The following is a 20,144-nucleotide window of genomic DNA, read 5'->3' as shown; positions in this document are numbered from 1 at the left end:
ATTACAGCGCAGTAAACACTTAAAAAAAATCCATAGAAATTGATTGCTTACCTTTATAAAGTACTCTCATAACCTCATCCTATAACTCCTATCAAAACTAAATCTAACAGATGAATCGATACTTAATTTTTAATACACTAACAAAAACAAAAAAAAGAGTCGTATTGAATATTTACAATACGACTCTTTTTTTATAATATACGATTAATAACCACTATAAGTCATTCATCTTTTGCAACCAGTAACGCACATCTACTTCTTTAAGAATAAGACTTCTTAAATCGTCTATAGCTACACGCTCTTGCTCCATAGAATCTCTATGACGTATGGTAACTGTGTTATCTTCTAAACTCTGATGATCTACTGTAATACAGTATGGTGTACCGGCAGCATCTTGTCTTCTATAACGTCTTCCCACTGCATCTTTCTCATCATAAGTTACATTGAAATCCCATTTCAACTCATTCATAATTTTCTGAGAAAGCTCTGGTAAACCATCCCTTTTAATTAACGGAAGTATAGCCGCTTTAGTAGGCGCTAATACCGCCGGTAATTTTAATACCGTTCTTGTTTTACCATCTCCCAAATCTTCCTCCATTAATGAGTTAGAGAATACCGCTAAGAACATACGATCTAAACCAATAGACGTTTCTAACACATAAGGCACATAACTCTTGCTTTCTTCCGGATCGAAATACTGTAATTTTTTACCAGAGAATTGCTCATGCTGATTTAAATCGAAATCGGTTCTTGAATGAATTCCTTCCAATTCTTTAAACCCAAATGGGAATTTAAATTCAATATCAGCAGCAGCATCTGCATAGTGCGCTAATTTTTCGTGGTCATGAAAACGGTAATTATCAGTTCCTAAACCTAATGATAAATGCCATTTTAAACGCGTTTTTTTCCAATAGTCATACCACTCTTGTTGCGTACCAGGTTTAATAAAAAATTGCATTTCCATTTGTTCAAACTCACGCATTCTAAAAATAAACTGACGTGCAATAATCTCGTTACGGAATGCTTTACCTGTTTGGGCAATACCAAAAGGAATTTTCATTCTTCCGGTTTTCTGTACATTCAGAAAGTTTACAAAAATCCCTTGAGCTGTTTCCGGTCTTAAATATAAATCGGTAGCAGACTCGGCAGAAGCTCCTAACTTAGTACCAAACATTAAGTTAAACTGCTTAACATCGGTCCAGTTTTTAGAACCTGTATCAGGGTCTGCAATACCTAACTCTTCAATTAACGCTTTAACGTCTGCCAAATCTTCTTTTTCTAAAGACTGTCCTAAGCGCTTTAAAATAGCACTGCACTCCTCTTGGTATTTTACCACACGAGGATTGGTCGCTACAAATTGCTCCTTATCAAAAGCATCCCCAAAGCGCTTGGCTGCCTTAGCCACTTCTTTATCTATTTTAGCTTCAATTTTGGCTACATAATCTTCTACCAAAACATCGGCACGATATCTTTTTTTAGAATCTTTATTATCAATCAACGGATCGTTAAAAGCATCTACGTGACCCGAAGCTTTCCAAGTAGTTGGGTGCATAAATATAGCAGCATCTATACCTACTATATTATCGTGCATTTGTACCATTGCTTTCCACCAATACTCACGGATGTTTTTCTTAAGCTCGGCTCCATTCTGACCGTAATCGTATATTGCGCTTAATCCGTCATATATTTCACTCGATTGAAAAATGTATCCATACTCCTTAGCATGAGATATAACCTTCTTAAATTGTTCGTCTTGATTTGCCATAGCGCAAAAATAACTGTTTTAATTTCCTGATTACAAATGTAGCAGTTGCTTTTAATTTATCCATAGGAAATTAAAGTTTCTGTTACAAAACCATTACGATCTTACCGTTTTTCCTGTTTTTTTGTTGCGCTCTTGATGATAAAACGACTGGCTGTTATTTGAACCGAACCAATTTTTAATACGGTTGTAATCTAAAAAGTAGCTTACTCGCACCGAAAAGGTGTTAGATTGCGGTTGGTTAAACAAGGTATCGAAATTACCAGAAAGACTTTGACCAGCTAATTCTTCATAACTTTCAATAGAGTTTCGGTACAGAAAAGTTAACTGACTACCTGGGGCAAACCACCACGAATAACTTAGGTCTATATTCCAACTGTTATACGTACCGTCATGGTTTACATCATAGGCACCGTCCTGTAAAACACTGCCATCAATATTCAACGTAAAGAACCTTCCATAATCTACTTCTGAATAGTAATGACGGAACGCTAAATTTAACGACATCGTATTGTTAAATATATATTGCGACTCTAAAGAGGTTTCTACAGTAAACTGATTACGCTCTCCTATCTCTATATTATCGTTTACATAATTCACATACCCTCTATCATTAGTGTTTATATAATAGTTGTTTTCAAAATACAACTTCCATTTATCTGAAAAACGATATCGAGGAGTAAAGTAAACCGATATATTGTTTCTGTTTTTAGCATCGTATATGTACCAATCAAAAGTAGCATCCATAGCAAACTTCTTACGATAATCGGTAGATATCCAAACCCACGGATTGTAATATGAAGGCTCATCTAAATGCCTCCCATCTATACGAGGTTCGTAAATATCGTTGGTTCCAAAAGGTGTAATTTCAAATCCGCCACCAAACGTAACAAATTCTTTTGTAGTAAAACTCGAATTGAAATTAAAACTAAAATTACTGTATAAATCAGGGTCTAATCTTCGCTCATAATTCAAATTAAAATTAAGAAACAAATTGTTCAACTTCCCTTTTGGCTGCAAATACCTATACCCATAATACCCATAATAATTAACATAATTGGTGGTTGAAGAATATCCCAAATCATTAATATCATAATCTTTGGTTCTCATCGACATTTCTAAAGTAGCACGGTGCTTTCCATTAATTTTAGACACCCCTAAACTACTCTCTGCTCCTATCTTCGTATCTTCATCCCACACCCAACTACCTTCTCCTTGCGCCCAATAGCTCAAAGTATTCTTTTTATTGGTCAAACTTAAATACGCTCCTGTAGCATTGGCATCTCTAAAACCACCATTACGAGTCACATTTGTATTAACAAACGACACCGAATTATTATTTCCAAAACGCTGATCTAACACCAACACATTATAATTTGCCAAAGGCTCTACCACCTCTTCTCTTCGTTCACCGGTAAGCGTGTTCTCTATAATTGCCTTTGTTTTTTCGGTTACCGCATTAAAAACCCCTATTCCCAAACCTTTATCGGTTCTTCCCGAAACCTTCATTGCATTAATCAAGTCTACGCTTGACGGGTCTTCAATTACTTCTTCATCTTCTCCAAGAGTTACATAACCACTAGGCGATCCTCCTACCCGTCTTGAGTAAAATAAATTCCCTTTAGAAAATAACTCGGTACCTTCTGTAAAAAACTGGCGTTGCTCATCGTATTGCACTTCGAACGCCGATAAGTTAAGCACTTTATCATCAAATTTAGCTTGTCCAAAATCTGGTATCAGAATCATATCCAGCGTAAACGCATCATTAATTCCATATTTTAAATCTAAACCACCATTTACTGTAACCTCGCTTTGCCCATCATAATCGGCTACATAGGTAGACACATACGGCTGAAATGACAATCGGGTTGGTGTCTCTACATTTTCTATACCATGCAACACCCCGTCATAAAGCAAAAAGCCTCCCTTGGTGTTATCTATATGTGACCAACTTAAACGACGACGATCTCTTCTAAACTCTCGCTCCATATTTAATCCCCAGGTTTGCACCTCCTTTTTTGGAAAACGCAATTGAGAATAGGGTATAAACACCTCAGCCACCCAACCATCGTTGTTTATAGATACATCGCTATACCACACGGCATTCCAGCTATCATCTTCACCACTATTAGTTATTTTAGAGTCCCATTGCACACCCGCAGCAGTTACTATAAATTCCAAACTAAGTTGATGATCATTATATCCATTTAAAAGAATAAAGAAAAAATCATCGTTTCCTATATTGTCACGTTCCGTAAGTTCTCGTTGAATTTTATCTGGCTCAGGATCTCTCATAAAAGCCCCGAAGTAAATCCCTAAATTATCATAGACTATCTTTACTTCGGTTTTTAAACTATCCGGAGCTAAAAGTCCATTAACAGGTTTACGCTCTATAAAATTAGTAGCAATGGGTGCATTTACCCAGGCAGCATCATCTAATTTACCATCTATTACAGGCGGGTTTGCAATACGTGTAGTTGTTATATGTTTTCTTGGAATGGTATCTGTTTCCTGTCCATAACCAATCAATACTCCTATAAACAGGGACAAGCACAAACATAAATGTTTCATTTTTAAATTCAATTCAGTTGATATACCCTAAAAGACTATGAGCTTTCACTATTGTTACACACTCTTATAAACTTTTTCATTTTTTAAGAAAAAACTGTTGTAACAATTGCACCCTATTTACGACTAATAAAATTGTGATGCGCAACCAACTGGGATTAGCTTTTAAAAAAAGCGATAGAAGTACTTCAAAAAAAACAGCAGTTAACATCACATTTTGTGTAACAACATTTTTCGTTTATTGACTTAAATTTAGCACACGAATTACATAAATATCTTATTTTGAAAAACACTTAAACTAATTAATTATGCTTAATTGGTACACTGAACTTGCGCTGTTTCCAAAGATATATTGGACCTCTGCAATACTAGGAACTTTTATACTGTTACTACTGTTAGTACTTACTTTTATAGGTGGAGACTCTGACGACATGGGGAATGCCGATGCTGAAATTGACGCAGACAATGGTATTGCATTTCAGTTTTTTACCTTAAAAAACACAGTAGGTTTTTTTACTCTATTTGGCTGGAGTGGTTTAACTTGTATAGATGCAGCACTATCAAAACCAGTAACCATTGCTGTTTCAACCTTATGTGGCCTGGTAATGATGTCTTTAATGGCACTGATTTTTCATTACATGAACAAGTTAAGCGCAAGCGGAACATTAGATTACAAAAATGCTATTAACGCTGTTGGTGAGGTATACCTTACCGTGGGTGCAAAACGTTCAACCATAGGAAAAGCACATGTGCGTATTCAGGGGGCATTACGTGAATTGGAAGCGCTTACCGATGCTGACACCGATTTAAAATCGGGCACCGTGATTATAGTAAAAAAAATTACTCCTAACGGAATTTTAATTATAGATAAACTCACTTAACCTTTAATTTATTTCTTATGATTTTTCTAGCTGAAGCGCCCGGTTTTGGACTTATCGGGCTAGTAGTTGCTGTGGTATTTATTATTATTATACTTATCAGCGGTATTAAAAGGTACAAACGTTGTCCGTCAGACAGAATTCTGGTGGTATACGGTAAAGTTGGCGGCGGACAGTCGGCAAAATGTATACATGGGGGTGCGGCCTTTATATGGCCCGTTATTCATGATTATGAATATTTAGACCTAACTCCAATGTCTATTGAGGTAAATTTATACAACGCCTTAAGTAAACAAAACATTCGTGTAAACGTTCCTTCTCGTTTTACTATTGGTATTTCTACAGAGCCCGGTGTAATGCAAAACGCTGCTGAAAGATTACTAGGTTTACAATTAGGAAGCATTCAGGAACTTGCAAAAGAAATCATCTTTGGTCAGTTACGTCTAGTAGTTGCCTCTATGGACATTGAGGAAATTAACTCAGACCGTGATAAATTCTTGAGCAACATTTCACAAAGTGTAGAATCGGAATTGAAGAAAGTTGGTTTAAAATTAATCAACGTAAACATTACCGATATCGTTGACGAATCTGGGTACATTGAAGCACTTGGTAAAGAGGCTGCAGCACACGCAATTAATGCCGCTCGTAAATCGGTTGCAGAGAAAAACAGAGACGGTTCTATTGGAGAAGCTAATGCACAACAAGATGAGCGTACTCAAGTAGCTGCTGCTAATGCAAAAGCGGTAGACGGTGAAAACACTGCTAAAATTGAAGTAGCCAACTCAAATGCTGTCCGTAGACAACGTGAAGCAGAAGCAGAACGTTTAGCTATTGCATCTGAAAAAGTACAGACTGCAAAAGCATTAGAAGAATCCTACGCTGCCGAGAAAGAAGCAGAATTAGTAAGAGCCGATAGAGAACGTTCCTCACAGGAAGCCGATATTATTGTACCTGCTGAAATTGACAAACGTAAAGTTGAGATTGATGCAGAAGCTGAAGCTGAAAAAATTAGAAGAAGAGCTAAAGGGGAAGCCGATGCAATACTATTTAAAGCGCAGGCCGAAGGTCAAGGGTTATTTGAAATCTTAACCAAACAAGCACAAGGTCTTGACAAGATTGTACAAGCTGCCGGAAACAACTCAAGAGATGCGGTATTATTAATGATTGCAGATAAGTTACCTGAATTGGTGAAAACACAATCGGAAGCTATTAAGAATATTAAAATTGACAAAGTTACGGTTTGGGAAAACGGTCAGTCTAAAGATGGAAAAGGCTCTACAGCTAATTTCTTATCAGGATTATACCAAAGTGTTCCGCCGTTACAAGATATGTTTAACATGGCAGGTATGGAATTACCAGAATACCTTAAAGGTAAAGATGTAACACCACCTACCAGTACACAAGTGACTTCTGAGAAGGATCCTAACCCCGAATCGGAAGCGTAACCTTTCCAATAACAACTACCTAGAAAACCCGCCATGAGCGGGTTTTCTTCTTTAAAACAACCTTAAATAAAAACCTATATCTATTCTTTTGAAGACAAACCATCATTGTTTATGCGTATCGCAGGGTATATTATGCTACCACTAGGTATTATTTTATTTTTACTAATTTCTCCCTATTTTCTACTATTTGCCGGACTAGGTATCAAAGCACTTTATACATAACAAAAAAACCAGAGAAGATATCTTCTCTGGTTTATATATTTTTTAATTAAAAAATGTCAACCTATTTTAGGGCGACTCAATTTCATTACCAAATTACATCGTAATTTACTCCTTCTCCTCAGAAAGCGCATTCCACCCTCTGGCGGTAATTGGTATTTTGGTATTAGCACGTGTTACTAAATGAACCCCTTCGCTCTCTTGTGCCATGTGTCCGATAACCGTTAAATGCGGATTCGCTTTTATTTTAGGGTAATCTTCCTGTTTAATAGTAAATAGTAATTCGTAATCTTCACCACCACTTAAGGCAACTGTAGTACTGTTTAATTCAAACTCCTCAGAAGTAGAAATCACTTGCGGATCTAGCGGAATTTTATCTTCATACAAATTACACCCTACTTTCGACTGCTTGCAGATATGAATAATCTCAGATGATAATCCATCACTAACATCAATCATAGCCGTAGGTTTCACCTCAAGTTCTTTTAATAACGCTGGAATATCTTTACGAGCTTCCGGCTTTAATTGTCGTTCTATGATATAGGTGTACATAGAAATATCTGGCTGGTTATTAGGGTTTACTTTAAACACCTCTTTCTCTCGCTCTAACACTTGTAACCCAAGGTAAGCGCCACCTAAATCACCTGTAACTACCAATAAATCATTAGTACCAGCACCATTACGGTATACAATATCTTCCTCTACTGCCTCACCAATAGCCGTCACAGAAATAATCATTCCTCGGGTAGAAGACGTGGTATCGCCTCCTACTACATCTACGTTATATATTTTAGCCGCCAAGGCTATTCCTTCATACAATTCTTCTAACGCTTCTAACGGAAAACGATTAGAAACCGCTATAGAAACCGTTACTTGTGTAGCCTTAGCATTCATAGCATAGATATCGGACAGGTTTACCATCACGGCCTTATACCCCAAATGCTTTAATGGCACATAGGCCAAATCAAAATGCACCCCTTCTACCAGTAAGTCGGTAGATACTACAGTTTTCTTATCTTTAAAGTCTAACACAGCAGCATCGTCCCCTATTCCTTTAAGGGTAGATTCCTGAGTTATTTTCAGATTTTTAGACAAATGTTCAATTAACCCAAACTCTCCTAATTCAGACAACGAAGTACGTTGCGGATTTTTATCTTCTATCATACTGCAAAGGTACTATTTTCTATATTTTCTTAAACTTTATAATCAAGTAAATACTTTACTGAGCTACCCATAGTAGTCTACTATAACAGAAAACTATGGTAGAATTTATTTAATATATGTTTTACATATGGTAAATCATATATATTATAGTATTTTTGCACCAAATAAAGTACTTAAGTTGTGTAAGCAACTGAATACTTGAATACTAAACCAGGTAAGAGCAATGATTAAAGTATCTGAAACTGCAAAGAAAAAAGTAGCAGAATTAATGGCCGATGACGGCTATGACGCTACCATAGATTATGTAAGAGTAGGTGTGAAAAGTGGTGGCTGCAGCGGATTGTCTTACGAATTAAAATTTGATCATTCTGTAAACGATACAGATAAAATTTTTGAAGACAATAATATTAAAATAGCTGTAGACAAAAAAAGCTTTTTGTACCTAATAGGCACAACGCTTGAATACTCAGGCGGATTGAACGGAAAAGGGTTTATTTTTAACAACCCGAACGCGCAACGCACCTGCGGATGCGGAGAGAGTTTTTCTCTATAAAAAATTCAAGGTTCAAGGTTTACGTCTCCTTGAACTTCAAACCCTTTACACAAAACCTAGAATTTATAAGATTTTATGGCATATACCGAAGAAGAATTAAAAAAGGAACTGGAAACCCAAGAGTATGCGTATGGTTTTTATACCGATATTGAAGCCGATACGCTGCCCATAGGTTTAAATGAAGATATTGTACGTGCAATTTCTAAGAAAAAGAATGAACCAGAATGGATGACCGAATGGCGTTTGGAGGCTTTCCGCGCATGGGAACAAATGGAAGAACCAGACTGGGCTAATGTTCATTATGAAAAACCAGATTTTCAAAGTATTTCTTACTACTCTGCTCCTAAAAAGAAACCTCAATACGAGAGTTTAGATGAAGTAGATCCTGAATTATTAGATACTTTTAATAAGTTGGGAATTTCTATAGATGAGCAAAAGAAATTAACGGGCGTTGCTGTAGATATTGTAATGGATTCGGTTTCTGTAGCTACTACTTTCAAGAAAACATTAGCAGAAAAAGGAATTATTTTCTGTTCAATCTCTGAAGCCATTAAGGAACATTCTGAATTGGTAAAGAAATATTTAGGTACCGTAGTGCCTCAGAAAGATAATTTCTACGCGGCCTTAAACTCGGCTGTATTCTCAGATGGATCTTTCTGTTACATTCCAAAAGGAGTACGCTGCCCAATGGAACTTTCTACATATTTCCGTATTAACCAAGCCGGAACCGGACAGTTTGAAAGAACGTTGGTTATTGCAGATGAAAGTAGTTATGTAAGTTATCTTGAAGGTTGCACGGCTCCTATGCGTGACGAAAACCAATTGCACGCTGCTGTTGTAGAGTTAATAGCCCTAGACGATGCTGAAATAAAATATAGTACTGTACAAAACTGGTTCCCTGGCGGGAAAGACGGTAAAGGTGGGGTATTCAACTTTGTAACCAAAAGAGGTCTTTGCGAAAAGAATGCAAAAATTTCATGGACACAGGTAGAGACAGGGTCAGCTGTAACTTGGAAATATCCATCATGTATATTGAAAGGAGACAACTCAATTGGTGAGTTCTATTCTATAGCGGTAACCAACAACTACCAGCAAGCAGATACCGGCACAAAAATGATACATTTAGGTAACAATACCAGAAGTACTATTATTTCTAAAGGAATCTCGGCTGGTAAATCTCAAAACTCATACAGAGGTTTGGTACAGGTAGGGTCAAGAGCAGCAAATGCTCGTAACTTCTCTCAGTGCGACTCATTATTAATGGGGAACAATTGTGGGGCGCATACCTTCCCATATATTGAAGCTAAAAACAAAACCGCTCAAATTGAGCACGAGGCTACTACTAGTAAAATTGGGGAAGATCAAATTTTTTACTGTAACCAAAGAGGTATTGATACCGAAAAGGCAATTGCCCTAATTGTAAATGGGTTTAGCAAAGAGGTGTTAAATAAATTACCTATGGAGTTTGCTGTAGAAGCTCAAAAACTACTTGAAATTTCATTAGAAGGTTCTGTAGGTTAATATAAAAGTTATGTGATTATGAGAAAATTTAAAAACACTCTTTATCACATTAAAATTAAAAAAGTAAGAATACGATATAAATAGCAATAAAGGTTTTTGGAACAAAGTACAGTCTACTTTTAACCATCAACTCTAAACTTAAAAGACAATGTTAAAGATAGAGAATTTACATGCTTCAATAGAAGACAAGGAGATATTAAAAGGCTTAGGAATTGAGGTTAAGCCAGGAGAGGTTCATGCTATTATGGGACCAAACGGTGCCGGAAAAAGCACGCTTTCTTCTGTAATTGCAGGTAGAGAAGAATATGAAGTTACCGAAGGTAGTATTGAATTTGAAGGTGAAGATATAAATGAACTAGAAGCAGATGAAAGAGCACACAAAGGAATCTTTATGTCGTTTCAATATCCTGTAGAAATTCCAGGAATTTCTGTAACTAACTTTATCAAAACAGCTATTAACTCAAATCGTAAAGCACAAGGCTTAGAAGATATGCCAGCTAACGAAATGCTTAAAAAGATAAAAGAAAAAGCTGCTTTATTAGATATTGATATGAAGTTTCTTTCTCGCTCACTAAACGAAGGATTTTCGGGTGGTGAGAAAAAACGTAACGAAATCTTTCAGATGGCTATGTTAGAACCTAAGCTAGCTATTTTAGATGAAACAGATTCTGGATTAGATATTGATGCGTTAAAAATTGTAGCTAACGGTGTAAACAAATTAAAGAGTGCTGATAATGCTGTTATAGTTATTACACACTACCAACGTTTACTAGACTATATTGTACCAGATTTTGTACACGTTTTATTTGATGGTAAAATTGTAAAATCGGGGACTAAAGAATTGGCTTTAGAATTAGAAGCTAAAGGATACGACTGGATTAAACAGGAAGTTACCGCGTAACACATGCACAGCTATTTTTGGTTAATAAGCATCTTATTTTTAATCGGATTTAAAGGGTTCTCGCAAGACGAACAACAAATTCGACAGGTATTTACAGCTTATAAAGAAGCTGTTACAAACAAAGACGGTATTACCGCCTATTCGCTTATTAACCAAAAAACAACCTCCTTTTACCAACGGGTTTGGGATGACTGTAAAAAGGCAGATAGCATTACCGTAAGTAAGTATCCGTTTGAAGAAAAACTATGGGTACTTACCTCACGTCATCTGATTCCTGAAGACTTAGCAAATCAGCTTACCGTAAAGGAAGTATTTTGCTTCTTGCTTAGAAAAAACTGGATTCATAAAGAAGACTTGAGTATGCTGGAAATAGGAGAAATGGAAATTGACGGGGCTTTTGCCATTGCACAAATGCAATATAACGGAGCAGACATACCGTACTTTTTTCAGTTTGAAAAAGAAGGCAACGGGCACTGGAAGGTCAACTTAATAGAAATGTTAGAAGCTGCCGGACGTAATGTGGAAGCCATTATAGCAGCAGGAAACCTTTCAGAAAATAAATTCATTATTGAATCAATAGAGAAAATATCAGGTAAAAAAACCAATAAAAAAATTTGGTTACCTTATAAAAGTTAGAGAGAAAAATGAATCTAAAAGATAAATTAGCAACATCATTTTCGGTGTTAGAAAATCAAATTGGTGGTACCGATCCGGTAAGTAATATTCGTACAAACGCTATTAAACAGTTTGAAACCTTAGGATTTCCTACTAAAAAATTAGAAGCGTGGAAATACACCTCGTTAAATTCGGTTTTAAAACCAGATTACAATGTGTTTGCTAAAAAAGAAAAAGCACTTGAATACAAAGATGTTAAACAATACTTTATTCATAACATAGAAACTTATAAGATTGTTTTTATAGATGGAGTATATAGCGCTCAGCTATCTGAAACATCTCACGAAGGGTTAGATGTTTGTTTAATGAGTGAGGCACTTTCAAAACCTAAATACAAAGAGGTTATAGAAACCTACTTTAATAAAATAGCCAAAGAAGATGATAGTTTAACCTCTTTAAACACAGCCTTTACTAAAGAAGGTGCTTACATCTACATCCCTAAAAGTAAGGTAGTAGAAAAACCTGTTGAAATTATTCACTTTGCTACAGGTGTAGAAGATGCTTTACTAATACAACCACGTAACTTAGTAGTTGTTGAAGAAAATGCGCAAGTACAAATCATAGAGCGCCATCAAAGTTTAACAGCGCATCCGGTACTTACTAACTCGGTTACCGAAATGTTTGTAGCTGAAAACGCTGTTTTGGATTATTATAAAATTCAGAACGACTTACAGTCTGCTTCTTTGATAGACAATACGTATATCTCTCAAAAAAGACAAAGTAACGCAAGTGTACACACCTTCTCTTTTGGTGGTAAGCTTACCCGTAATAATTTAAACTTCTTTCATAAAGGAGAGTATATAGACTCTACCATGAAGGGAATTACTATATTAAGTGACAAGCAACACGTAGATCACTACACCTTGGTAGACCACGCAGAACCTAACTGCGAAAGCCACCAAGATTATAAAAGTATTTTTGCTGATAAGAGTGTTGGGGTATTTAATGGTAAAATTTATGTAAATCGTATTGCTCAAAAAACAAATGCTTTTCAACAGAATAACAACATTTTGTTAGACGATACCGCTACCATTAACACCAAACCTCAGCTAGAGATTTTTGCAGACGATGTAAAATGTTCACACGGTTGTACTATTGGTCAGTTAGATACTGAAGCTATGTTTTACTTAAAAACAAGAGGTATCCCAGAGAAAGAAGCTAAAGGTTTATTAACCTATGCATTTGCTAATAACGTATTGGAGAGTGTTCGAATTCCGGAGGTTAAAACTCGTATTAATAAATTAATTGCACAAAAACTAGGAGTTGATTTAGGATTCAACTTCTAAAAAATTTCACTTTGTGATTGCTATTGAAAACATAAGAAAAGATTTTCCTATACTTAACAGAACCGTAAACGGTCAACCGTTGGTGTATTTTGATAATGCTGCCACATCGCAAACCCCTCAACAGGTAATAGATGTTATTGTAGACTATTATCAAAACTACAACGCTAACATTCACCGTGGCGTTCACAGCTTAAGTCAGGAAGCTACCGATAAATATGAAGAAGCACGTATTAAAATACAAAAGCATTTTAATGCCGCTAAATCTTACGAGATTATATTTACCAGTGGCACCACCCATAGTATTAATTTAGTAGCTAATGGTTTCACAAGCCTCTTACAAGCAGAAGATGAAATCATTGTTTCCGCCTTAGAGCACCATAGTAATATTGTACCGTGGCAAATGCTTTGTGAGCGTACCGGAGCTATTTTAAAAGTAATACCTATGACAACAGAAGGTACGCTGGACTTAGCTACGTATGAAACACTTCTGTCTGAAAAAACAAAACTTGTTTTCTGTAATCATGTATCTAATGCACTAGGGACTATAAACCCTATAGAAGCTATTATTACTAAAGCACATAAAGTTGGAGCTGCTGTTCTTGTAGACGGAGCGCAGGCCGCACCACACATAAAAGCAGATGTACAAGCACTAGATGTAGATTTCTATGTGACATCTGCACACAAAATGTGTGGCCCAACCGGTGTGGGTATGCTATACGGTAAAGAAAGTTGGCTTAAAAAGTTACCTCCTTACCAAGGGGGCGGTGAAATGATTGCCGAAGTAACGTTTGAAAAAACTACCTATGCCGATTTACCGCACAAGTTTGAAGCCGGTACACCAAACATTTGTGGTGGTATTGCCTTTGGCGCAGCCATAGACTATATGAACCAAATTGGTTTTGATGCCATTGCTAGTTACGAACACGAGCTTTTAGACTATGCCACGGAAAAACTAGCTACGATTGACGGATTACGCATCTATGGGCCAAAAGAAACCAATCTTAAAGCATCGGTCATCTCTTTTAATATAGAAGGGGTTCACCCTTATGATATGGGAGTTATTTTAGATAAACTAGGTATAGCGGTTAGAACGGGCCACCATTGCGCGCAACCTATAATGGATTTCTATTGTATTCCGGGTACGGTAAGGGCTTCATTTGCCTTTTACAATACCAAAGCAGAAATAGACACATTAGTTGCCGGTGTAGAACGTGCTGCTAATATGCTTAGATAGGCACATTAGAAACCTTGGTCGCTTTAAACCTTAAAAATATAATAAAAAGTACCTATAATGGTACTTTTTTTGTAATATTAAATCACGCCTAGGTAGGTCTATAGAATAGACTATGACGATATTACCTAATAAACAACACCAACAATTATGAAACAGTTAGCACTTATTTTAAGCCTTTTTTTTCTAATGTCTTGCAACTCACAAAAAACAGCTTCAGAAAACAAAGTTCAAGAAGATAACAACTATACCTTTGTATATAACAAAAGTACCAGACGCACAAATGTAACGGTTACGGTTACCGAAAAAGAAACTATTATTAGTAATAAAAGTGCAGGAACTTTAACTGAAACAGCCACAATGCCACAAACATGGAAAACACTTACGTCATTAATTAAAGAGGTAGATTTACAAGGGATGAGCATGTTAGAAGCACCTACTAAAAAACATTATTCAGATCAATTACCTGCTGCTTATTTATCTGTTACCTATAAAGGACACTCCTATAACAGTGTACAGTTTGATCATGGATATCCGCCGGCTGAAATAGCATCTGTTGTAAACGAAATGGTAAGCCTGACCGAAACCAATAAGTAAGTCTTGGCGTAATTAATCTCGATTATCGAGTAACTATAAATATTTGTACTTTTGTACCAAATAAATAAGGTTATGACTATAGAAGAAATACAGAATGATATAGTAGACGAGTTTTCTATGTTTGACGACTGGATGCAGCGTTATGAATATATGATAGAACTAGGAAAAAGTTTACCCCTTATTAATGAGCAATACAAAACCGATGACAACCTAATTAAAGGTTGCCAAAGTAAGGTATGGGTGCATGCTACACTGGAAAACGATAAAATTATTTTTACTGCCGATAGCGACGCCATTATTACCAAAGGTATTATTGCGATACTGATACGTGCCTTTTCAAACCAAAAACCAAAAGACATCATTGAAGCCAACACCAATTTCATTGACGAAATAGGACTAAAGGAACACCTTTCTCCTACCCGCGCCAACGGATTGGTAAGTATGATTAAACAACTTAAAATGTATGCCATTGCATACCAAACCCAATTGAATTAGCAATATGAGCGAAGAATTAAATGACACCACCAACCTTGGGGAAGAAATCGTAATGGTTTTAAAAACTATTTTCGACCCTGAAATTCCGGTTGATATTTATGAGTTAGGACTTATTTACGACGTTTTTGTAAACGAAAGTAACGAGGTTAAAATATTAATGACATTAACTACACCTAACTGTCCGGTTGCCGAAACACTTCCTATGGAAGTAGAAGAAAAAATTAGATCTATAGATCAGGTAAAAGAAGCAGAAGTTGAAATTACCTTTGACCCACCATGGAGTCAGGATTTAATGAGTGAAGAAGCCAAACTAGAATTAGGATTATTATAATCTATGGCAGACGAAATTGTAAATAGAGTTGCTAATAGCAAACTGGTAACGGTAGACCTAGAGGATTATTATCCGAAAGGTGAGCGTATGGCACTGGATATTAAAGACTGGTTATTGGAAGAATTTATCCTAAGGGAAAAGGATTTTAGAGAGCACGCCAAAAATCATGATTGGGAACAGTATAAAGGCACCTATGTAGCCCTTACCTGCTCTACCGATGCCATTGTACCAGCATGGGCATTTATGCTATTAAGTACCTATGCAGTACCGCATGCTAAAAAAGTAATTATAGGCACTCTAGAAGAATTAGAAACGATTATTTATAAAGATATTATAGCGCAAACCGATTTTTCCTTTGTTGAAGGAGCCCCGGTTATTGTAAAAGGATGCGCTAACAAACCTGTGCCTGCAAATGCGTATATTTTCTTAATAGAAAAAATTCTACCCATTGCTAAAAGTCTAATGTATGGCGAGGCTTGTTCCGCAGTACCATTATTTAAAAACAAAAATTAGTTCTTTTCATCATTCCGAGTTTTTAAATAATAAATAAACATTAAATACACTATGAAAAAAAAATTAACGCTTGCTCTTTTGCTTGTTGCTTCTTTAGGAGCCTTTGCTCAGCAAACCAATGAAAAAGAAAAAGACTCTGCCTGGACAACAGAGGGGAATATAAACTTACTTTTTAACCAATCTGCTTTTAATGCCGACTGGCTTGGCGGGGGTACCAGCAATATGGCTGGTAACTTATCGGTTAGTTACGGATTTAACTACACCAAAAACGATTGGACATGGGATAACAAAATCTTATTAGACTATGGTATTACCAAAGTTAAAAATGAAGAGTTTACCAAGAAAACCAACGACCGTTTAGAATTTAACTCGATACTAGGTAAAAAAGCTGGTGGTAATTGGTATTACTCTGCTTTCTTAAACTTTAAAACCCAAATGGATAAGGGTTTTACGTACGGTACACTAGATGATGGTACTGAGTATAGAGTTGAGTATACACACTTACTTTCTCCAGGATACCTGCAAATAGGGCCTGGTGCTTTATGGAAAAAGAGTGATAACTTAAAAGTAAACATTGCACCTGCTACTTCTAAATTAGTATTTGTTGATAAAGACTTTACTTCTTACGACGGTTATGTAGACGGCGATTACTTTGGAGTAGATGCTAACAGCAGTACCCGATTTGAATTTGGTGCAGCATTATCTGGTTATGCCAAATTCAACATTATGGAGAATGTATCTGCCGAAAACATTTTAGCATTGTACAGCAACTACCTTGAAGATCCTCAAAATGTAGATATTGACTACACTCTTAATGTGGTTATGAAAATTAACAAGTACTTAACCACCAACTTTACATTTCAGGCAATCTACGATGACAACGCCGCAAGAGCCTTTCAAATTCGTGAAGTATTTGGTTTAGGAATTGGGTATAAATTTTAATACATACTACTATACAACATAAAATGGGCTACTAATTATAGTAGCCCATTTTATGTTTATCGCTTATCAAGCTAATTATTTTTTCTTTTTCTTTTTCTTTTTAGTACTCTTACCAAAAAGCTTATTCACCTTTTTCTCGGTTAAATATTCTGACATTGCAGGCTCTTGTACACCACTTACAAAATAAACAAAATTCATATTTACCTTACCAAAGCTCTTTTCAAATCTTAACACAAGATCTCCATCAGGCAATTTTAAAGTAATATTTTCTTCAGGCATGTTTTCTAATGCATCCATAATTACGCTATACAAGTTCTCAAATGCGTTATCTACATCTTTAAACGTAACTTCTTCGTATACCTTTAACTGAGTAAAACGTATATCTCTAAAGGTAAGCTTTATCAAATCTCCACTGCGCTCTAATATTGTGTTTGCTGACCCCATAGCTCCAACAGAACCAATAGTTTTCCAGCTTTCGGTAGTTTTATCGGCTACCTTTATCTGCCCAAAAGAAGCTAGACTACTCATTAATAATAAAAAAACGAACACTTTTTTCATATGTTTAAGTTAAATTAATTACACTATTTTAATAGAGTTGATCTCAACTCAAAAACAGGGTAAATTTAAATTGAACAAAAGAAGAAATATTACGCTTTTCCGTAAACAACGTAAAAAAGCTCCTTTAAAAGACTTTCAACTAAAAGTAAACTGCTTCGGGGCAAGCTCACGAAGCATTTAATAAGCATGGCATTTCTATTTCGAGACAGATCTAGGAGTGTTTAACCTCAATCATTTAGTAAAATCAAAGAACCGAATTATAAAAAATGTCGGTAGTATAGGTAGTCTAATTCAAACAGAAATAATTAGCTACTGAATTAGTGAAGACGATTCAAATCAAAAATTAATTTTCAACACCAATAATCGTGCTTACAATAACGAATTATCTTTTGAGTCAGATAACTCTATTACTAATAATTCATGTAACAATTAAATCGATCTCAACTCATCGTTTTAAAACAAGTATATATTGATTTCATAAGTATCTTGTCTAGAAAATATCCTCTTCCCCAGGCATCTCTAACATTTCTGCCTCAGGAATATACTTAAGAATATTCGAAATTCCCTTCTCCATACTTAACTCGGTAGAAAATTTACGGCTAGTAGCTAGCACCTGCTCATCTATAGCAATTTGAAAATACAACTTTCCGGCAGGAGTTTTAATCTTAATAAAGTCGAACATATCTACAGAAGCTTTAAACCTATTTACCAGTTTCTCACAATGCTCTTTTTCCCTGCATGAAATACTGGTAAAAACAGTATGTCCTTTACGGTTGGTAAAAACAAATTTATAACTTCCGTTGTAACGTTTATTAATTAAAAATACGCTCATTCTTTATCTCTCAAGGCTAATGTACGCGCAAATTTATGTAAATAAATCTTAAATTTAATGTTAAGTTTTAGTTATTACCTGTATTTAATTCAACTAAAAAGTTCTTAGATATCTCAACCATAGCATCTAAAAACACATAATCGTTTTTTTTAGACAATCATTTAAACTTATACCAACACTAAAAAAACCCGATTAGTTGCCAAGTTCCTATTCCTGATCAATTGCTATCTCAGGATACAAAAAATTATTGTAAGGAAATCTGGTGATATGAATGTCTCTAACGGCACTATACACCTTTTGTCTAAACTCATCCATGTTCTCTTTATTCACAGCCGATATAAACAAAGCATTCCCGTTCATGGTACTCATCCAGGTATGTCTCCACTCATCTAGTGTAAAATGTCTAGCTTCCTTTTCAGTTACCAAATCATCTTCCGCTAAAGGTTCATGCGTAAACTGGTCTATCTTATTAAACACCATAACAGTAGGTTTATCAATACACTTTATCTCACTAAGAATATTATTAACCGAAGCAATATGTTCTTCAAAATTAGGATGTGAAATATCTACTACATGCAATAGCATGTCAGCTTCTCTAACTTCGTCAAGCGTACTTTTAAATGACTCTACTAATTGCGTGGGCAACTTACGTATAAACCCAACCGTATCACTTAATAAAAAAGGCAAATTACCAATTACCACCTTACGTACCGTAGTATCTAAGGTTGCAAATAATTTGTTTTCAGCAAAAACTTCCGATTTAGAAATCACATTCATTAAAGTAGACTTACCAACATTGGTATACCCCACTAAAGCAACACGCACCAAAGCTCCACGGTTCCCTCTTTGAGTAGCCATTTGTTTATCAATAATCTGAAGCTTCTTCTTTAATAAAGCAATTCTATCCCTAACAATACGTCTATCTGTTTCAATTTCTGTTTCCCCAGGACCACGCATACCAATACCCCCTCGTTGCCGCTCAAGGTGTGTCCATAAACCCGTTAAACGTGGCAACAAATATTGGTATTGTGCCAATTCTACCTGTGTTCTGGCATAACTTGTCTGCGCTCTCTGCGCAAAAATATCAAGTATTAAACCGGTTCTATCAAGAATTTTACACTTTAAAATACGTTCAATATTCTTTTGTTGCGCTGGTGTTAACTCGTCATCAAAAACAACAGTACCAACCTCATTTTCTTCCACATACTGAAGAATTTCTTCCATCTTACCAGTACCTATAAAAGTCTTAGGATTAGGCACATTAACCTTTTGCGTAAACCTATTAACCACCTCTCCTCCAGCAGTATAACTTAAAAACTCTAGCTCATCTAAATATTCTTTAGACTTCACTTCATCTTGCTCCTGATTGATGATTCCCACCAATACCACTTTTTCGTATTCTATTTTTACTTCTTCTATCATAGATCTATATATCGGTACAAATTTACAAAATGTTAAACATTTTACAGCATTTGTTAAATAACTGATTTTAAGGAAAAAATGATTATATTTTTAACAACGTATGTTATAATTTAACAATAATTTTTAAATTTGGACATAATTAAGTAATCCAAGAAAAACAGATTTATTGTATTAAACCTACTCTATTTATGAAAAAAACTACTCTATTAATTTTGATGTTGTTCATTAGTACCCTGAGTTTTGCTCAGGTA

Annotated in this window: 19 protein-coding genes; 13 read left to right on the top strand and 6 right to left on the bottom strand. The window is 35.6% G+C overall.

The window, feature by feature from the left end; all coding sequences use genetic code 11:
* Nucleotides 1–214: 214 nt before the first annotated feature.
* A complete protein-coding gene (locus tag NBRC110019_RS15085) occupies nt 215–1,765 on the bottom strand; it encodes a glycine--tRNA ligase (RefSeq protein ID WP_281756242.1) in 1,551 nt (516 codons plus the stop codon).
* A gap of 93 nt (nt 1,766–1,858) precedes the next feature.
* Nucleotides 1,859–4,312, bottom strand: coding sequence for a DUF5916 domain-containing protein (locus NBRC110019_RS15080; protein WP_281756240.1), 2,454 nt, complete (start codon nt 4,310–4,312; stop codon nt 1,859–1,861).
* Nucleotides 4,313–4,638: 326 nt separating this feature from the next.
* On the opposite strand from NBRC110019_RS15080, the gene NBRC110019_RS15075 reads away from it, so the two are divergent.
* Entirely contained in the window at nt 4,639–5,211 is a 573-nt protein-coding gene (locus NBRC110019_RS15075; protein ID WP_281756238.1) for a hypothetical protein, read from the top strand.
* A 17-nt stretch (nt 5,212–5,228) separates the two neighbouring features.
* On the top strand, nt 5,229–6,653 hold the full coding sequence (locus tag NBRC110019_RS15070; protein ID WP_281756236.1) for a flotillin family protein: 1,425 nt from the start codon (nt 5,229–5,231) through the stop codon (nt 6,651–6,653).
* Between the two features lie 327 nt (nt 6,654–6,980).
* Here the strand turns inward: NBRC110019_RS15070 and thiL are convergent, their stop codons facing one another.
* On the bottom strand, nt 6,981–8,036 hold the full coding sequence (gene thiL, locus NBRC110019_RS15065) for a thiamine-phosphate kinase (RefSeq protein ID WP_281756235.1): 1,056 nt from the start codon (nt 8,034–8,036) through the stop codon (nt 6,981–6,983).
* Nucleotides 8,037–8,259: 223 nt separating this feature from the next.
* On the opposite strand from thiL, the gene NBRC110019_RS15060 reads away from it, so the two are divergent.
* The 11 genes from NBRC110019_RS15060 to NBRC110019_RS15010 all read left to right on the top strand — a co-directional run bounded on the left by NBRC110019_RS15060 (nt 8,260) and on the right by NBRC110019_RS15010 (nt 17,081).
* Complete coding sequence (locus tag NBRC110019_RS15060) at nt 8,260–8,589, top strand: HesB/IscA family protein (protein WP_281756234.1); 330 nt, start codon at nt 8,260–8,262, stop codon at nt 8,587–8,589.
* Nucleotides 8,590–8,664: 75 nt separating this feature from the next.
* A complete protein-coding gene (sufB, locus tag NBRC110019_RS15055) occupies nt 8,665–10,110 on the top strand; it encodes a Fe-S cluster assembly protein SufB (protein ID WP_281756233.1) in 1,446 nt (481 codons plus the stop codon).
* Between the two features lie 148 nt (nt 10,111–10,258).
* Nucleotides 10,259–11,011: a Fe-S cluster assembly ATPase SufC gene (gene sufC / locus NBRC110019_RS15050; protein ID WP_281756232.1), complete on the top strand. Its 753-nt coding sequence runs from the start codon at nt 10,259–10,261 to the stop codon at nt 11,009–11,011.
* 3 nt (nt 11,012–11,014) lie between these two features.
* Complete coding sequence (locus tag NBRC110019_RS15045; protein WP_281756231.1) at nt 11,015–11,647, top strand: hypothetical protein; 633 nt, start codon at nt 11,015–11,017, stop codon at nt 11,645–11,647.
* An 8-nt stretch (nt 11,648–11,655) separates the two neighbouring features.
* Nucleotides 11,656–12,972, top strand: coding sequence for a Fe-S cluster assembly protein SufD (gene sufD, locus NBRC110019_RS15040; protein WP_281756230.1), 1,317 nt, complete (start codon nt 11,656–11,658; stop codon nt 12,970–12,972).
* A gap of 13 nt (nt 12,973–12,985) precedes the next feature.
* A complete protein-coding gene (locus NBRC110019_RS15035; RefSeq protein ID WP_281756228.1) occupies nt 12,986–14,206 on the top strand; it encodes an aminotransferase class V-fold PLP-dependent enzyme in 1,221 nt (406 codons plus the stop codon).
* A gap of 147 nt (nt 14,207–14,353) precedes the next feature.
* The gene (locus tag NBRC110019_RS15030; RefSeq protein WP_281756226.1) at nt 14,354–14,800 is read left to right on the top strand and encodes a hypothetical protein; all 447 of its coding nucleotides are present in this window, start codon (nt 14,354–14,356) and stop codon (nt 14,798–14,800) included.
* 72 nt (nt 14,801–14,872) lie between these two features.
* Nucleotides 14,873–15,295, top strand: coding sequence for a SufE family protein (locus NBRC110019_RS15025; protein WP_281756224.1), 423 nt, complete (start codon nt 14,873–14,875; stop codon nt 15,293–15,295).
* 4 nt (nt 15,296–15,299) lie between these two features.
* Entirely contained in the window at nt 15,300–15,626 is a 327-nt protein-coding gene (locus tag NBRC110019_RS15020) for a DUF59 domain-containing protein (RefSeq protein ID WP_281756222.1), read from the top strand.
* 3 nt (nt 15,627–15,629) lie between these two features.
* Nucleotides 15,630–16,139 (top strand): DUF2480 family protein, encoded by a 510-nt coding sequence (locus NBRC110019_RS15015; RefSeq protein WP_281756220.1) that lies wholly within the window; start codon nt 15,630–15,632, stop codon nt 16,137–16,139.
* A 51-nt stretch (nt 16,140–16,190) separates the two neighbouring features.
* Complete coding sequence (locus tag NBRC110019_RS15010) at nt 16,191–17,081, top strand: DUF3078 domain-containing protein (protein ID WP_281756218.1); 891 nt, start codon at nt 16,191–16,193, stop codon at nt 17,079–17,081.
* 75 nt (nt 17,082–17,156) lie between these two features.
* On the opposite strand, the gene NBRC110019_RS15005 is transcribed toward NBRC110019_RS15010, so the two are convergent.
* From NBRC110019_RS15005 to hflX, 3 genes are all read right to left on the bottom strand, one after another.
* On the bottom strand, nt 17,157–17,639 hold the full coding sequence (locus tag NBRC110019_RS15005; protein WP_281756216.1) for a hypothetical protein: 483 nt from the start codon (nt 17,637–17,639) through the stop codon (nt 17,157–17,159).
* Between the two features lie 490 nt (nt 17,640–18,129).
* Complete coding sequence (locus NBRC110019_RS15000; RefSeq protein ID WP_281756214.1) at nt 18,130–18,471, bottom strand: YegP family protein; 342 nt, start codon at nt 18,469–18,471, stop codon at nt 18,130–18,132.
* A 207-nt stretch (nt 18,472–18,678) separates the two neighbouring features.
* A complete protein-coding gene (gene hflX, locus NBRC110019_RS14995) occupies nt 18,679–19,893 on the bottom strand; it encodes a GTPase HflX (protein WP_281756212.1) in 1,215 nt (404 codons plus the stop codon).
* Between the last annotated feature and the right edge of the window lie 251 nt (nt 19,894–20,144).

Origin of the sequence: Neptunitalea chrysea (assembly GCF_027924145.1) — a bacterium.
Classification (GTDB): domain Bacteria; phylum Bacteroidota; class Bacteroidia; order Flavobacteriales; family Flavobacteriaceae; genus Neptunitalea; species Neptunitalea chrysea.
Note: the sequence above shows the minus strand (reverse complement) of the source record. Positions and strands in the feature narration are given on the sequence as shown.

Excerpts from the sequence above, each read along its gene's own strand:
- NBRC110019_RS15085 (WP_281756242.1), bottom strand. The coding sequence starts at position 1,765 with ATGGCAAATCAAGACGAACAATTTAAGAAGGTTATATCTCATGCTAAG.
- NBRC110019_RS15075 (WP_281756238.1), top strand. The coding sequence starts at position 4,639 with ATGCTTAATTGGTACACTGAACTTGCGCTGTTTCCAAAGATATATTGG.
- NBRC110019_RS15070 (WP_281756236.1), top strand. The coding sequence starts at position 5,229 with ATGATTTTTCTAGCTGAAGCGCCCGGTTTTGGACTTATCGGGCTAGTA.
- thiL (WP_281756235.1), bottom strand. The coding sequence starts at position 8,036 with ATGATAGAAGATAAAAATCCGCAACGTACTTCGTTGTCTGAATTAGGA.
- NBRC110019_RS15060 (WP_281756234.1), top strand. The coding sequence starts at position 8,260 with ATGATTAAAGTATCTGAAACTGCAAAGAAAAAAGTAGCAGAATTAATG.
- sufB (WP_281756233.1), top strand. The coding sequence starts at position 8,665 with ATGGCATATACCGAAGAAGAATTAAAAAAGGAACTGGAAACCCAAGAG.
- sufC (WP_281756232.1), top strand. The coding sequence starts at position 10,259 with ATGTTAAAGATAGAGAATTTACATGCTTCAATAGAAGACAAGGAGATA.
- NBRC110019_RS15045 (WP_281756231.1), top strand. The coding sequence starts at position 11,015 with ATGCACAGCTATTTTTGGTTAATAAGCATCTTATTTTTAATCGGATTT.
- sufD (WP_281756230.1), top strand. The coding sequence starts at position 11,656 with ATGAATCTAAAAGATAAATTAGCAACATCATTTTCGGTGTTAGAAAAT.
- NBRC110019_RS15030 (WP_281756226.1), top strand. The coding sequence starts at position 14,354 with ATGAAACAGTTAGCACTTATTTTAAGCCTTTTTTTTCTAATGTCTTGC.
- NBRC110019_RS15025 (WP_281756224.1), top strand. The coding sequence starts at position 14,873 with ATGACTATAGAAGAAATACAGAATGATATAGTAGACGAGTTTTCTATG.
- NBRC110019_RS15020 (WP_281756222.1), top strand. The coding sequence starts at position 15,300 with ATGAGCGAAGAATTAAATGACACCACCAACCTTGGGGAAGAAATCGTA.
- NBRC110019_RS15015 (WP_281756220.1), top strand. The coding sequence starts at position 15,630 with ATGGCAGACGAAATTGTAAATAGAGTTGCTAATAGCAAACTGGTAACG.
- NBRC110019_RS15010 (WP_281756218.1), top strand. The coding sequence starts at position 16,191 with ATGAAAAAAAAATTAACGCTTGCTCTTTTGCTTGTTGCTTCTTTAGGA.
- NBRC110019_RS15005 (WP_281756216.1), bottom strand. The coding sequence starts at position 17,639 with ATGAAAAAAGTGTTCGTTTTTTTATTATTAATGAGTAGTCTAGCTTCT.
- NBRC110019_RS15000 (WP_281756214.1), bottom strand. The coding sequence starts at position 18,471 with ATGAGCGTATTTTTAATTAATAAACGTTACAACGGAAGTTATAAATTT.
- hflX (WP_281756212.1), bottom strand. The coding sequence starts at position 19,893 with ATGATAGAAGAAGTAAAAATAGAATACGAAAAAGTGGTATTGGTGGGA.